Consider the following 15,530-nt stretch of genomic DNA (forward strand, 5'->3'; position numbering starts at 1 on the left):
CGGCGATACCTTGCCCATGATACTGCGGATCTACCAATACATAATGCATATACGCCGTCATTTCTGTGTCATCCAACAGCCGTACCAGCCCAACAAGCCGTTCTGCATCCCAAGCCGTGATAACTGTCGAAGAATGCATCAGAGCCTTATACAGCCGTTCTGGATACTCTCCGGACACCCAGCCTACCGACAAAAATAATTTCTGCACTTGTTCTTTTGTAAATTTCTTTTCTTCTGTGTAAGTAATTGGGTTCATCGTGATCTCCTCATCTGTAATCGCATTTTCTGCACTGTGTCATGGTATGTTCTGAATTTTCTTTATAAAACGCACCTGCCCAATTGCAAATGCTTTGCAAAATTGGTACAACTGATTCCCCTTTTTCTGTGAGCGAATATTCTACTCTCGGCGGAATCTCATCGTATGATTTTCGGCAGATGATCTGTGATGCAATAAGCTCCTTCAATGTCGATGCCAGTACAGCATCTGTAATATTTACCATTTCTTTGCGTATTTCGCTGTACCGCAGCACATGCTTTGCCGCTAAGACACAAATAATACGCGATTTCCATTTGCCGCCAAACAGCTCCAGTCCGTACTCCAGCGGACAGCGAATATCTTCTTCTAATTTTTTCTGATACATCGTAGTCACCCTCTTATCATTGTCCACGCGCAATAAATCAAAAAGAATCCTAGCACAATATTGATAAAACGATAGTGCTTTTGATACAGTTCTTGCAGTCCAGCACCCAATACCGCCCATATCACACTCGCTGTGCTTCCTATGCCAACTGCTACAACGCCAGCAAGAATCAATCCGCTTGCAGTATGCAGATTGGGGATAAAATACACACTGAGCAAAGTCATAATATAAAAATAAATTTTTGCATTGACGAGCTGTAATAACATGCCTTCTCGAAAGGTCGGTTGTTTGTCATCACACTGTGTCTCCGGCTTGCTTCGCATCATATGCAGCGCCAACCAAATCATATAGATTCCGCCAACATATTTCAGAATCTCCAGTATTGCGCTAAATATAGATTGAAGCTCGTATAATGCTATCGTGCATAGCAACTGCACCAATGCATATCCTGCACAAATACCCAGCACCAAGGGCAGGCTCTTTTTCCATCCATATCTGCTTGTGGTATTCAGTGCCAGAATATTTCCCGGTCCCGGCGTGAACGAACAAACCAGCATATATCCGATCAATGTTACGTTTTGAAAAACAAGCATTCTCTCCCTCCTAGTTTTTTACTTCTAATCTAGTATAAAAAATAGGCTGCGAAAAAACAAGTCACTATGAAATTTCATAGTAGCTTATAAATTGACTCATATCTTTCGCAGACCAAGTTTCTGGCTTATAATAAGCGCAAGCTCCATAAGAGCCAAGCAGTAAATCTATACACACGGAGGCGTATACTATGCACGCAAATGTTGTAAAAATTTTGAAAGAAAACATGTGGGATCTCGCTACCTGCGCCAGCAATGAACCGAACGTTGTCACTGTGGCATTCAAAGATGTCACAGAGGATGGCAAACTGATCGTTGGGGATGTTTTTTTGGAAACAACCTTGAACAATCTGAAGGAAAATGATGGAAAGATCGCTGTCACGGCATATGATGCGAAAACGCTGGAAGGCTATCAGATCAAGGGCGTTGCCGAATACATCACCGAAGGTCCGATTGTAGACGATTTTAAGAAAATGGTTGAAGCTATGTTCAACGGTGCCGCGACCGCAAAGGGCGCATTGGTTATCACACCAAGCAAAGTGATTGTCACTACACCTGGTGCGGACAACAAAAAAGAACTATAATTCTAAAACAGCGACTCCCTCCGAATGCAGTGCATCCAGAGGGAGTCTTTGTCTTATGGGAATGTTTTGAGAAAGCAGATGGATTTAGCCGACATTTACATTGTCTTCATTCTTCTTCTCGACTATCTTTTTTTCAACAATGACAGACAATCCTCTTGCAACAGCTCTGCGATCCTGCTTCGGTGCAGAAACTGCATCGCTCTCCGGAATAATATCCGAAGCCAAATGGCTCTTCGAGCGGAGCAGCGGCTTAATGAGCTTAAAGGTCATGAGTACCAGCCACAACGTCGGAATCGTCATCAACAAGCCACCCAAATTGAGCAGTCCCTTGACGGCATCTACACCGCCGGAAATAACCAGCAGATACGCAACAGCAGAAATTGCAATGCCGAGGCCAATCTTCAATACCTTCGGCGGCTCAGAGTCGATTTCCTGACCGTGTACGCACAGCGTAGACAGTGCAGAACAGTTTGGGTCTGCCAATGTGATAAAGGACAGGCATACTGTTACCAAGAATGCAAACTGTACGATTTTGCCGAACGGCATACTGCCGAGTACCTGATACAGGGTGGTCTGCATACCTTCCTGCTGAATCATTGCCCAAACATCAGTAACACCGGAAGTCTGTACGCTGATGATCTGACCGGCAAAAATAGCGATAAACAGGCAGCAGAACAGCGACGGAACTAAAACCTCTACCAGCACGAATTCACGAACCGTGCGACCCTTGCCCATGCGAGCAAGGAACATGCCGATAACCGGCGCGTAAATAAAGAAAGAATTCCAGAATGTAATCGGCCACTCATTTGCCCACTGATCCTGCGGCACCATGGTGTTATTTGTCGTAATCTTTGTCCAGAAATTATCCATCAGATTCCCGGCAGCTTCCGAACCAATCTTGCCGATAAACATGGTATCGCCTGCAAACAGCATATACAGCATCAGCGCAAAGAAACATACCATGCAAGCAGTAGACACATAGGTAAGGCCTTTATTGATACCAGTTACACAGGAGATAATAAAGAACAGCGCTACCAGAACCGTGATAACCAGATACATCATCGCGCCCTGCGGAATGCCAAATACGGCGTTGACACCACCGGAAATCTGCATCAGACCAGCTGCCATCGAGTTAGATACACCACAGGCAACTGCATAGCCGCAGATGATATGCATGAACGTCGTCAGCCGCTTGGCATTCTTGCCGCCTGTTAGTTCGAGCATCGGCGCCATAGACAGAGACTTCTGATAGTTGAAGCACAGCAGAGCAAATGCCAGTGCCGGAAGTGTGTAAATAAAGTACTGTACAAACGACCAGTCAAACATTGCTTGGCTGACTGCGAAGATTGCCGCTTCGCGGCTGCCAGCAGCTGCCTGAAGTGCTGCCGGAGGTGTCATAAAGTGATACATCGGCTCACCCATTGCCCAGAACATCAAGCCGCAGCCAATGCCGCTGCAAATGGACATCGAGAACCACTGCCAGTATGTAAAGTCCGGCTTGGCATCTTTGCCGCCAATCTTGACATCGCCCCATCGAAAAATGACGATAACAATGCCGACAATAACACAAAATACTGCCAGCAGATTGATCCACCAGCCGAAATTGTCACCTACCCAATACAGCATCTTGGACATCACCGCGCCAAATTGATCGGTAAAAAAGATACCACATACGATCTCTACTAATAGAGCCGCCACAATGACAATCAGTACGGGTTTGTAAATTTTACCCTTGTTTGTTGTGTGTTCCATTTTTGTTTTCCTCTTTCTGTCTTTGTATTTGACAGTTCTTTGCAAACAGCATTTGTACATGCAAGTAGTTTTGCATATGCGTGTGTTTTGGCAAAATGTAACAACGCATCTGGTTATTGGAACTGTCAATCGGGTTGTCAGACATCGAATGATTCTTTTTCCTACCTAGATTCATTCAATCCATCTACCTATATAGTAGCACATTCCATGCCATTCGAGATTTTCCGGCGATTTTTTTGTGTTTTTTGCACAATTTCAGCTTTTTTAGCCGTATCTCCTGCTGATTTTCCTCTCTATTCAGCCATTGCCGATATATTTTGCAGGCATGGTGCAAAATATATTTGCGTCATGCAAAACAAATTTGCCAAATGTGCAAGATTTTTTGCATGTTACCGTTTTGAACAGGTATTCGTATATATTATACGCATGTTTGACCCAAGACGCAAGAAAAGGGCGAAACCAAAATCTGGTTTCGCCCTTTTAAGAAAGAAGAAAATCAGCGGATTATTCGCCGTAAATCTTTGCTGCGTTGTAGCCAATGCCAAGTGTCTTGTACATGTACTCGCAGGACTCACGCAGACCCTTCAGCTCCAGTTCACGGCCTTCTTCGATGGTGTAGCCGGACAACGGCAGCTCGATTTCCAGATCAATGGTATCCAGCTGTGCCGGAGCCTGCTCACGCAGAATCTTCATGATAGCTACGCAGTCCACATTACCCTGTCCAATTGCGGTGCCCAGAGAATGTGTGCCGTCCGGATCAGCAAAGACGCGGTTGTCGCAGAAATGAACGCAGTTGACATACGGAGCCATCTTGCGTACGCACTCCTCGATACCTTCCATCAGCATCAGAGAGTTGATGGTATCACAGCAAGCACCAATCTGCGGATGCGCCAGCTCCTTCACGAGCCAGATTACTTCATCGGAGAACAGGTCGCAGTGGTTCTCAATAGAAATCTGCAAGCCATACTTTTCGATGGTCGGAATGTTCTTGCGGAAGTTCTCAGCAATGACTGCCAGCTGTGCTACAACAGATGCACACATGCAGGAATGCGAGGACTTCTCCGGATGCTCTACGTCTGTGCTGTACTTAACCAATTTGCAGCCAAGCTTATGCGCGATTTCGAGAGATTCCTCAATGGTGCAGTTTACACGCGGGTCAGACGGTGCATTAAAGGAAATATTCAGCTCCAGCTCAATGCCATGCTCTTCTGCATACTTGCGGCATTCTGCCAGATGCTCGTCGGAGGTATCATTCTGAATATCTACCAGCGTGATGTGCAGAACATCCAAACCGACATCTACAGCAATATCTACCAAGTCTTTAAATGTCTTTACCTGCTCAAAGGCATGGTGTTCGCCGTATTCCTGGAAGCCCCAGCTTTCGCCGAAACCGGAAAGGTGCAGGGTGTAGCTGTGCATACCAAGTTTAAACTTTCTATCCTGATGCTGTAACATAATCTCTATCTCCTTTTCTAATATATACTACTATTTTAATAAAAATGTTTTCTTTTGTCCATATATCTCCCTGTCGGTCTGCATAGACCGCCAGGGAATGAAACTTTGTTATTTCTTTTCGTAAACTGCCTCTGCCTTGCCTTCTGCAATCAGATCCTTATTAATATCCATCCACAGATCGACATTCTTGATGCCCAGCTTCTGCGGGTTGAAATACGGAACCTCAATGCCAGCCTTGAGCTGCTGGAAGAAGTCGTCGTACATCTTCTTGACGTTTGGCAGCAGGAAGATCAGCGTAATCAGGTTCAGCCAAGACATGATAGCGAACATGATTTCGGAAATTGCCCATGCAGTAGAAGCCGTGACATTGCTCCAAATGAAGAAGAAAATCGGCATAACGATACGAATGCCCCAAATCAACGTCTTACGGGTCTTATCGCTCGCATTGCGGGTCAGATACGCAAGACCGGACTCACCTTCGTAGTAGTAAGCAATACAGGTGGAATATGCAAAGCAGGTCAGTGCGATGGCGATGATAATGCCGCCGATAACCGGCAGAGCTGTGTTTGCAGCTTCCTGTACCCAAACAACGCCTGCGGTCATACTGTCTGCCTGTGCCTGCATCTGTGCAGAACCAGTGCCGATGTACTTGAAAGTCGTGCCGTCTGTGTTCAGAACATTGAAGCAATCGGTAACGAGTGCCATGATGCCGGAGCAAGCACAGACTGCTACGTCAATGTATACAGAAAATGCATTAACCAGACCCTGGTTTGCCGGATGCGGTGTCTCAGCTGCTGCTGCAGACGGAGGTGTCTCGCCGAAGCCGGAGCCAGAGGAGTTTACAGCACGCTTTACGCCGTAAGAGAATGCTGCACCCAGCATACCGCCGAATACTGCATGTCCGCCGCCGAATGCGCTGCTGAACATCATAGCAAGTGTCGGGCCAATGTTGCTTGCATGAGTGACCAGAACAACAATGGTGATTAACAGATAACCAATGGTCATAAACGGAACGATGATGGTCGAGAACTTTGCGATTCGACGAACACCGCCGGAAATAACCAAGAACAACAGAACAGCGATAATCAAGCCAACGATCCAGTGCGGTGCACCGAAGCTGTTTTCCATTGCCATCGCAATGTTGTTTGCGGACGGACCGGTTACGAGGAACGGAACGCCAATGGATGCACAAAGGGCAAACAGTACAGCGAAGATCTTACCGAGCGGCTTGATCGGAATACCATGCTCCATGTAGAAGTATGGGCCGCCGCGGTACTGACCGTCCATGCGGACTTTATACAGCTGACCAAGACTGTTCTCTGCGAATGCAATCGCGGAAGTTACCAGAGCGGTAATAATCATCCAAACGACTGCGCCCGGGCCGCCATACATAATGGCTACCATGACGCCGCCGATGTTGCCAACCGCTACGCGGTATGCAGCTACCGAACAAAACGTCTCAAAGGCAGACAAGCCTTCTTCAGAACCCTCACCCTTTGTGAGAAGTTTCCACTGCAATTTAAACTGTGTGACGTTGCCAAACTTAATTGCGAAGCAATAGACCAAGGCAAGACCAAACGTCAAAATAATCAGCGGAGTAGCCCACAAAATGTTGTCGATTTGCATAATCAGTGCAGAAAAATCCATTTTGTCTTTCTCCTTTCGATTCCCATCTTTTTTCTCTTTACTGCATCACGCCGCTGGTATCTGTGAACGAAACGTTCCTCCTTCCCGTTTTTTTCAGCGCCATGATATGGTTCGTGCACTCTCGGACAATGTGTCCAAAAAAGTTTCCTACGCCTTTTGTCGAGTGCAGCGTCTTTACTAAAATAGATGCAATCGCCGTGCCAAAACCAGTTTCTTTTCGTGAAAATTCAACAAGAAATTTCTTTTTTGTGAATCTTGCTCGGTTATTTTGCGAATGTTTTGTGGAAAACGGCAAATTTTCCATTTTCCTGTCGAATTTTATTGACAGCGTCAAGCGGATATTTGCAGAATTTTTTTGCATTTCAATGCACGCAAATTTTGCACCAGTGCACGCAGTGTTTGCACCGGATGCAAAATTTTACAGCACGCGCCATATTCTTTTGCGTATCCTGCCTGATTTTTTTGCACAGATCCGCTGTTGCGGAGATAAGAATACCCGCTTGCCTTCGGGACAAGCGGGTATTTTCTAACACATTATAATTCTTTGACTTTAATTCCGTATTTTCGGATGCGGTACTGCAAGCTCTGGCGGCTCATTTTCAGCACACGTGCCGATTCCGAAATATTGCCGCCATTTTCTTTGAGAATCTTGCAGATGGCATTGCATTCTACATCTTTAATCGTGCTGTTCAGCGACGAACCCAGCTGTGGCGTCGGTGTTTCTACCGGTTTCTTGTGAGATACTGGCTGTACCTGCTGCATATATCCGGGAATATATTCCGGCGTAATCATCGATTCATCATCCGGTAAGACATTGATGGCATGTTCAATGGCGTGTTCCAATTCTCGCACATTGCCCGGCCAGTCATACGCATGAAACAGCTCCAGCGTTTCCGGCGACAAATCTCGTGCATTGCGCGAGAGCTTGGCATTGCACTTCATGATAAACTGCTTCGCCAGCAGCGGAATATCTTCCTTGCGCTCTCGCAGCGGCGGAATGGCAATATTGACAACACCCAATCGATAAAACAGGTCGCGGCGCAGTTTGTTTTCATCAATTGCCTGCTGTGGTGGAATATTCAGATTAGACAGTACACGGACATCGACATGAATCTCTGACGAACCGCCAACGCGACGCACCATACCATCCTGCAAAACGCGAAGCAGCTTTGCCTGCAAGTTAATGTTCATCGAATTCAATTCATCCAGCAGCAAGGTGCCATTATTCGCCTGTTCAAAATATCCCTGTCGCCGTTCTGCACCGGTATATGCGCCCTTTTCTGTGCCAAACAGCAATCCTTCCAGCAAATTTTCCGGTATTGCCGCGCAGTTAATCGCTAAAAATGGGCCATTGGCGCGGCGGCTGGCATTATGAATGCTCTGTGCAAGCAGTTCTTTGCCCGTGCCGGTTTCTCCGTAAATCATAACAGAGGAATCGGACTTTGCCGCCTGCCGACATTGCTCTATCATGTTTTCCATTGCATCACTGATATGCATAATATCTTCAAAGTGATACCGCGCTGTCAGCGCACTCTTTCCGCTGGTGTGCTTGCTCGGATCGCTCTGGGCAATCAGCTTTGCCTGCAACTCGACAATCTTTTTATTGAGCGAATCGACAGCACTCCAGTCCTTCATGATGCTGTATCCGCCCAGTACCTGCCCGTTTTGGATAATCGGATAGGTATTAGAAGTAATATCTACATTCTTGTTATACCGCGTGGTGTAAATCTGCCGCCGTCCCAAATAAATCTGTTTCTTGCGAATTGCCTGCGGAATAATCAACTCCTGTCCATCCAGCGGCTCATAAACTTTTTCATTCTTTTCGCCGATGACATCGCTTGGTACGACCTCATCCATCTGGATACAGGCATTGTTTAAAAAGTTAATGCGCGTCTGTGCATCGCACATCACCACCGCGTCGCTGACCTGTTCCAATGCATGTTCAAACATATCACATTGTGCATCTCGTGTTGCCGTCCGAAAAACAACCAACCGGCAATGCTCCGGCAGGTCATCCGCAGACGGCGTAGGACAGCGCAGTAAATATTCATTGAAGCCCATACAGGCATAGATGTTTTGTTCCGACTCCAGACATAGCGGTGCCGCAATATCGGACAGTCGTTTTCCAATCAGCCAGTTGTGTTCTGATCCGTGCAGCAAGCGAATGCCGCTCTCATTGACCTCTCGAATCTCCCAGTTTTCCGTCACAAGCACGGCTCCCATTCCGCACTCAGACAATACCTTCAAAATCTCCTGATACTTCATATCTCATGAACCTCCTATTCCACAAGTCCTTCTCCTCAACGGTTCTCGCGGCAGGTCTTTCTCTCTTGATCGTCATGAACATGTTTCATGACTAATATTCATTGACTTTTAGTCATTATAACTCTTTTTTCTCTCAAATGCAATGATTTTTTGCAGTCTATATTTTCGGCAAATCACGCAGCACCTTGCGACTGACAAAAAAATACGCCGCAAGCACCATTATGCCGGTTACAATCCACGAAATAGGATAAATGCTGAACAAAACCGGCAGGGTATGGTGCGCTGGAACAACCGTATTGACCCAAATCACACGAAAAATACACGTACCAAACACCGTGAGCAGCGCAGGAACCAATGAATGCCCATATCCTCGCAGAGCCGAGCCGCTGATTTCATAGGAACACGCGAGGCACTGAAATAGCAGCACCAACTGCATTCTCTGTGCCGCGCAGACAGCCGCTGCTGCATCCGTGGTAAAGAAGCCGATCCACAATCCGCGCCCCAGGTAGAAAAAGACATCCAGTGCCAAACAAACGCAAACGCCGCACAGCATACAAATGCGGCAGACGCGCTTGCACCGCGCCGCTTTTCCTGCACCATAATTCTGACTGGTAAACGTCACAGCGGCGGAATTAAAACCCATAAAGGCAAAGCACGTGATGTATTCAAAGTTCATGGAAATTGCAGAACCTGCCATCGCGGCAGAACCAAACGTATTGACCGCCGCCTGAATGCACACATTAGAAAAAGAAAATACTACGCCCTGCACACCCGCCGGAATGCCGATGCGCAAAATCGTCCACAATTCTTCTCTGTGAATGGCAAGTTTGCCCAGGTGCAGGCGGATTTTTTCCTCCTCATGCATAAGAAAGTACACTGCCATCGAGCAGCTGACCACATTGGCAAGGACGGTTGCCAAGGCAACGCCCGCTACACTCAGATGAAATCCAACCACAAAAAGAATATTTAATCCGGCATTGATGCAGCCGGAGAGAATCAAACAATAGAGCGGTCGTTTGGTATCTCCTTTGCTTCGCAGAATTGCTGCCGCAAAGTTATATGTCATAATAAACGGCATTCCCAAGCAGTACAGCCGCAAATACACAACTGCCAAATCTAAGACATTTTCCGGCGTGGAAAGCAGCTGCAATAATGGCCGAGCAACCGCCATGCCGCCCAACATCAGCAGCAGGCCACTGATTATTGCCAGCAGCATCGTCGTGTGAACCACATCCGGGATGCGTTCTCGTTTTCCTTTTCCAATATTGTTTGCAATCACAACATTGCTGCCGACAGAAATGCCGACAAATAAATTGATAAACAGCGATACAACGGAAGTGTTGGCACCGACTGCCGCCAAGGCTTCACTGCTGGCAAATCGTCCAACCACTGCTGCATCGACAGAATTGAACAGCTGCTGCAACATGCTTCCCGCGGCAAGCGGCAGTGCAAACAGCAAAATCTTATCCCACATCGAACCGGACACCATATTCATGCCGGTTTGTTTTGTCCGTTTCATCAATCATATACTTCCTTTTTTTGCTATGCTATGTTAGTATAGCACATTTGTCTTATGCTTGCCAGAAAAAGAAAAACGGCCGCTGTCTCTCGACAGCAGCCGTTCTTCAAAAGATTTAGGTGATTTTTATTATGCACGTCAGTTAGTCCAGCTGTTCCATAACCCAATCCAAATCATCTGTGGTCTTGAGCTTTTCCAGAACCTCTTCGTCTTCCAGCATGTTGCAAATCTTTGCCAGAAGATCCATATGCTCGTTGCCGATACCGGCAATACCGAATACCAGCTGTGCCTTCTCGTCGCCAAAGTCTACGCCTTCCGGATACTGCAAGAATACAATACCAGTTTTCTTGACGGTACCCTTTGCCTGACTGGTGCCATGCGGAATCGCAACGCCCATGCCCATATAGGTTGTGACGAGCTTTTCGCGTTCCTGCATCGCCGGAATATAGCTCTCATCGACATATCCGAGCTTTACAAGCAATTCGCCTGCCGCCTGAATGGCTTCTTCCTTGGATACCGGTTTCTGATTCAGACGCACGCCTTCTCGACAGATAACCTGCTTATTGGCAATCGGAGAAACCGTTTCCTGCGGTGCTTCTGTCTGCGGTGCAACAGCATCTACCTTTTGCAGCATTTCATACAGCGCATCCAGTGCCGGATCAGCCAAGAAGTTTTCAATCGTAATCAGTTTTGCTTGCGGCGCACATTTCTGTGCACGCTCTGCCAGTGTTGTCTGTACAACAGCGATATTGCAGTCAGCCGGAATATTATCAACGGATGTGTTGCTTACCTTGATGTCCGGACGAACACCCTTGAGGCGGTTTCTGAACTTGGTTGCGCCCATTGCGGAAGAACCCATGCCTGCATCACAGGCGAAGATGATTTTCTGTACGCCGGATGCATTGGTAATCTCTACCGGTGCAGCCTGCCCCTTAGATTCAGCCTTCATGGCAGCCATCTGATTCTGCGCATCCTCCAGATTCTTGCCGCCAGCCATTCTGACGATTGGAGATGCAATCGCAAACGAAACAGCCGCTGCGAGCAGCACGCCAATGGCAACCTTCCACAGGTCACTTTCCGGTGTCATCATCATGAAGGCGATGATAGAACCAGGAGATGCCGGGCCTACCAGGCCACAATTTGTCATGGTGAACCAGAAGATTGCTACCATGTTGCCGACGATCGGTGCGATGATAACCAGCGGATTCATCAGGATGTACGGGAAGTAAATCTCATGGATACCGCCGAACAGATGAATGATAACCGCGCCAGGTGCGGACTGCTTGGTTTTCTGATCCTTACAGAAGAACATGTAAGCGAGCAGAATGCCAAGGCCAGGACCCGGATTGGCTTCCAGCATGTACATGATAGACTTGCCGGTCTCTGCAGCATCTGCCGTTGCCAGTGGAGTGAAAATACCGTGGTTGATTGCGTTGTTTAAGAACAGAACCTTTGCCGGTTCAATAAAGATGGCTACCAGCGGCAAAACGCTGTGAGCTACCAAGAAATGTACGCCAGCTGCGAGTACAGCCAAAATTGCACTCATAACCGGACCGACAACTGCATAGCCCAGAATAGCCAGAATCATGCCGATGATGCCTGCCGAGAAGTTGTTAATCAGCATCTCGAAGCCTGCCGGCATATGTCCTTCCATCTTCTCATCGAACTTCTTGATGCAGAAGCCGCCGAGTGGGCCCATCACCATAGCAGCCATCAGCATAGTGATGGATGTATCACTCATAATCGCGCCAATGACAGCAATAGCACCGACAACGCGGCCTCTGTCGCCGCCGACCATCTTGCCGCCGGTAGATGCGATCAAAATCGGAATCAAGTACGTCAGCATCGGAGAAACCATGCTGTTGAGCTGTTTATTCGGAATCCAGCCTGTGTCGATGAACAGTGCCGCAAGGAAACCAAACGCAATCAGTGCTCCGATATTCGGCATAACCATGCCGGATAGGAATTTACCAAATTGTTGTACCCTATTTTTCATGTCAAACCTCTCTTATCCCGTAGAGAAGAACAAAAAATTGTACACAGATAGATTATAAGACAGGAATATGATGCCGTTCGCATTCCTCCAGCACGTCTTCCGGAAGATGTCCGTCAGAAATCACAAGATCTACCTCTGCCATCGAGCAGATCGAATAGCTTCTCTTCACGCCTACCTTGGAAGAGTCCATCAAGACGATGACCTGTTCTGCCTGCTTCATGGCTGTGCGCTTGAGCAGCGCTTCTTCTATGCTGCCGCAGGTAAAGCCTGCCTGCAGTGTGTAGCCTGTGATTCCTAAAAATGCCTGATGAAAATTGACGCGTTCCAGCTCGCGAATCGCCGTTGTACCATACGTACTGATACTATACCGATTGAGCCGTCCGCCCGGCAGCATAATGACAGGATGTTCTAAGCCAGCCAGCTCGGTGGCACAGCTGAGTCCGGTTGTATAGATGAGGTTGGATTGATCCGGAAACAGCCGTGCCAATTCCGTCGTTGTGCTGCCGGAGTCCAGAAAGATTGCCGTATCCGGCTGAATTAGCCGCAATGCTTTTTTTGCAATTTCCTGTTTCTCCTGAATATTACGAATGGCTCTTCGGTTGAAGAAATCATCCGTATTGATAACCAATTGTACAGATTTTGCTCCACCATGGATTCTTACTATCTGTTTTGCCTCGTCCAATGCTTTCAGATCGGTGCGAAGCGTCATTTCCGAAACGTTCGGGAAATGTTCTTTGATGGTAGAAAAGCTTACGGTTCCCTTTTGATTGATAAGCTCCGCAATCGCATTTCTACGTCTTTCCATCGTATCCATATATTCAGTTCTCCTTTCAGCCGTCCTTCACCGAAAGAAGAACAGCGTGTGTTATTCTTCCTCGATGAAGTTTGCGAGCAGGTATTCCTCTGCCTCTGGGCACCACAGACCCTTATGTGCGTCTACAATATCAGCCAGTGCAGTGTAACGAGCATCGCCAAGCTCTTCGCCTCGCTTGCGCAGATCTTCCAGTGCAGTCAGCGGCATAGTCAGATGGGTATAAATCAGCTTCTTGCCGCCCGGGATTTTCGGCAGATTCAGCGTGGTCTCTGCCACAGCATCCAGACCGCCGATATGGGTAACCATAACTGCCGGATTAATACGCTTTGCTGCGGTCAGCTCCAACGACTCAATCATATCTGCGGTGTTGCCGCCGGTCGTGCCCATGACATGGGTAGAATTGTAGTGTACGTCGTAAAAGTTCATCGTCGCGCTGAACTTTTTGTCGGTCGGACCGGCAAAGAAGTTCAAGCAGCCATCTCTGCCCAGAATGTCGCTGCACTGCTGTACGACAGCTGCAACCGGTGCATAGCAGAATACATCGTCATATCCAGCACCGCCAGTGATAGCACGCAACTCTGCAACCGGATCTTCATACTTACCGGTGTTGACAAAGTGCAGGTCAATGCCCATTTCCTTGTACTCTTCAATTGGGAACAGCTCTTCTGCACGATCCAAACGATCCTGATTCAGGTCAGCGACAACAACACGAGACGGACGAACGTCGCGATGCAGCGCGTAGGTCAGTGCGCCCAAGCCCATCGGGCCTGCGCCTGCCATAATTGCCAGATTGCCACCCTTTTTGATGCCCATTTCATGCTTGTACACGCCCATATGGGTATGGTATGCTGCATGGAATGCACCGATGCTGCAAGACATCGGCTCTGCCAGAGATGCCTCATAATATGCACGTCCCTTGTACTCCAGCAGGCATCCCAGCTCCATAACTTCTGCCGGAATGACACAGTATGTCGTGTCGCCGCCGAAGAACTCATAGGAGTATCCAGGGCTCCACATGGTTCCCTTGTAGTTCAGTGCCGGCTGAAGGGTGAACTTCATGCCCGGCTTGAACTGATCCTGATGGTTCTTGCCGACCTTGACGATGTCACCGGCAAATTCATGACCCATAATTGCCGGATGCTCTGCGACATCCTCGTGTACACGCTTGTGGTCTGTACCCAGTATAGCACACTTATACGTGGACATACAGATGCTGTCGGAGACAACTTTGACAAGAATTTCGTCATCGGTGATTTCCGGAAGCTCGAACTCCTCCAGTCTCAGATCGTTTGCCGCGTGCAGTCTTACGCCTCTTGCTTTCATCATGAAAACTCCTTCCATTGTTATTTCAAAACTCGGTGTTTTTACTTCGATAACTTATGCTTCTATAATATTCGCATTTCGCCCAAATGTCAATGCATTTTGTAACAAAAACTTGCACAATTTTTCCTCTGCATTTTTGTATCAAAAGTCTATCACTTTTGGATTGACAATTCATAGACATAAAAACACCTGTGTACAGAAAATCCTGCACACAGGCGTTTATTATTGCGGAGAGTATATGTGATTATACTTCTACCATCTTCTGATTCCAAGCCATATCCCAGAACATGTATTCGTACTGGCTGCACACATAAATAATATGTTCCAGATTCTGAATCTGCTCCTCGGTGTAACCTTCTGTCAGGCGGTCTACCAAGTCAATCATAACCTGATTGGAAGAACGATAGCCTTCCGAAGTGTACATGTTGACCCACTCGCCATAGAACTCCTGTTCTTTTGCTCCCGGGAACTTCTCCATAAAGTCACCAATCAGCTTATAGCTCCAAGAGCAGGACAGAACAGCTGCCATCAGCTCAGCCAGACCTTCCTTTTCTGCAATAGCAATCATATAGTTGGTGTACGAATCGGTCACGATGCTCGGCTTTGCCTGTGCAATCATTTCCTTGGAAATGCCCAGACGACGCAGATAATCCTGATGCAGGGCATTCTCTGTGTCCAGCGTTGCGGTAATCAGGTTCGAGAACAGACGCATGTCGCTCTCTTCCTTTGCCTTGAGCACGCCCAGCGCAAAGACCTTTGCGTACTGCATCAGATACAGATGATCCTGAATCATATAAAACTGAAAGTTTTCCAGCGGCAGTGTGCCATCTGCAATGCCCTTGACAAACGGGTGCTCATTGTACTTGTCCCACAGATCAATAATGCTGTTATACAAACGCTCAGATACCTTCATAATATAACTCCTTCTTCTCTTTTACAGACAA

The 15,530-nt window shown here is 47.4% G+C and carries 14 protein-coding genes; 2 read left to right on the forward strand and 12 right to left on the reverse strand.

The genetic code is table 11. The annotated features are described in order from the left end of the window. The 3 genes from ACR0P9_RS01595 to ACR0P9_RS01605 all read right to left on the reverse strand — a co-directional run. On the reverse strand, positions 1 to 256 hold a 256-nt coding region (locus tag ACR0P9_RS01595; RefSeq protein WP_432617100.1), incomplete at its 3' end, for a GNAT family N-acetyltransferase. Positions 257 to 266: 10 nt separating this feature from the next. Continuing rightward, a complete protein-coding gene (locus tag ACR0P9_RS01600) occupies positions 267 to 641 on the reverse strand; it encodes a winged helix-turn-helix transcriptional regulator (protein WP_432617101.1) in 375 nt (124 codons plus the stop codon). Between the two features lie 5 nt (positions 642 to 646). Beyond that, entirely contained in the window at positions 647 to 1,234 is a 588-nt protein-coding gene (locus ACR0P9_RS01605; RefSeq protein ID WP_432617102.1) for a LysE family transporter, read from the reverse strand. 188 nt (positions 1,235 to 1,422) lie between these two features. Between ACR0P9_RS01605 and ACR0P9_RS01610 the strand changes: the two genes are divergently transcribed. Continuing rightward, on the forward strand, positions 1,423 to 1,815 hold the full coding sequence (locus tag ACR0P9_RS01610) for a pyridoxamine 5'-phosphate oxidase family protein (RefSeq protein WP_432617103.1): 393 nt from the start codon (positions 1,423 to 1,425) through the stop codon (positions 1,813 to 1,815). A gap of 84 nt (positions 1,816 to 1,899) precedes the next feature. Here ACR0P9_RS01610 and ACR0P9_RS01615 read toward each other — a convergent pair whose 3' ends face one another. The 3 genes from ACR0P9_RS01615 to ACR0P9_RS01625 form a co-directional block, all read right to left on the reverse strand. Next, the gene (locus ACR0P9_RS01615; protein WP_432617104.1) at positions 1,900 to 3,567 is read right to left on the reverse strand and encodes a BCCT family transporter; all 1,668 of its coding nucleotides are present in this window, start codon (positions 3,565 to 3,567) and stop codon (positions 1,900 to 1,902) included. A 504-nt stretch (positions 3,568 to 4,071) separates the two neighbouring features. Beyond that, on the reverse strand, positions 4,072 to 5,022 hold the full coding sequence (locus ACR0P9_RS01620) for a sugar phosphate isomerase/epimerase family protein (RefSeq protein ID WP_432617105.1): 951 nt from the start codon (positions 5,020 to 5,022) through the stop codon (positions 4,072 to 4,074). Between the two features lie 108 nt (positions 5,023 to 5,130). Continuing rightward, positions 5,131 to 6,669, reverse strand: coding sequence for an alanine/glycine:cation symporter family protein (locus ACR0P9_RS01625; RefSeq protein WP_432617106.1), 1,539 nt, complete (start codon positions 6,667 to 6,669; stop codon positions 5,131 to 5,133). 62 nt (positions 6,670 to 6,731) lie between these two features. On the opposite strand from ACR0P9_RS01625, the gene ACR0P9_RS01630 reads away from it, so the two are divergent. Further along, positions 6,732 to 7,199, forward strand: a complete 468-nt coding sequence (locus ACR0P9_RS01630; RefSeq protein WP_432617107.1) for a hypothetical protein — start codon at positions 6,732 to 6,734, stop codon at positions 7,197 to 7,199. A gap of 4 nt (positions 7,200 to 7,203) precedes the next feature. Here ACR0P9_RS01630 and ACR0P9_RS01635 read toward each other — a convergent pair whose 3' ends face one another. From ACR0P9_RS01635 to tenA, 6 genes are all read right to left on the reverse strand, one after another. Next, the gene (locus tag ACR0P9_RS01635) at positions 7,204 to 8,934 is read right to left on the reverse strand and encodes a sigma-54 interaction domain-containing protein (RefSeq protein ID WP_432617108.1); all 1,731 of its coding nucleotides are present in this window, start codon (positions 8,932 to 8,934) and stop codon (positions 7,204 to 7,206) included. Between the two features lie 157 nt (positions 8,935 to 9,091). Next, positions 9,092 to 10,453, reverse strand: a complete 1,362-nt coding sequence (locus tag ACR0P9_RS01640) for an MATE family efflux transporter (RefSeq protein WP_432617109.1) — start codon at positions 10,451 to 10,453, stop codon at positions 9,092 to 9,094. A gap of 142 nt (positions 10,454 to 10,595) precedes the next feature. Next, the gene (locus ACR0P9_RS01645; protein ID WP_432617110.1) at positions 10,596 to 12,449 is read right to left on the reverse strand and encodes a PTS mannitol transporter subunit IICBA; all 1,854 of its coding nucleotides are present in this window, start codon (positions 12,447 to 12,449) and stop codon (positions 10,596 to 10,598) included. Positions 12,450 to 12,501: 52 nt separating this feature from the next. Continuing rightward, positions 12,502 to 13,263, reverse strand: coding sequence for a DeoR/GlpR family DNA-binding transcription regulator (locus ACR0P9_RS01650; RefSeq protein ID WP_432617111.1), 762 nt, complete (start codon positions 13,261 to 13,263; stop codon positions 12,502 to 12,504). 51 nt (positions 13,264 to 13,314) lie between these two features. Then, the gene (locus ACR0P9_RS01655; RefSeq protein ID WP_432617113.1) at positions 13,315 to 14,586 is read right to left on the reverse strand and encodes a zinc-binding dehydrogenase; all 1,272 of its coding nucleotides are present in this window, start codon (positions 14,584 to 14,586) and stop codon (positions 13,315 to 13,317) included. Between the two features lie 244 nt (positions 14,587 to 14,830). Next, complete coding sequence (tenA, locus tag ACR0P9_RS01660) at positions 14,831 to 15,499, reverse strand: thiaminase II (RefSeq protein WP_432617112.1); 669 nt, start codon at positions 15,497 to 15,499, stop codon at positions 14,831 to 14,833. Between the last annotated feature and the right edge of the window lie 31 nt (positions 15,500 to 15,530).

The sequence above is a fragment of the Butyricicoccus sp. genome, from assembly GCF_050872565.1.
Lineage (GTDB): Bacteria > Bacillota > Clostridia > Oscillospirales > Butyricicoccaceae > Butyricicoccus_A.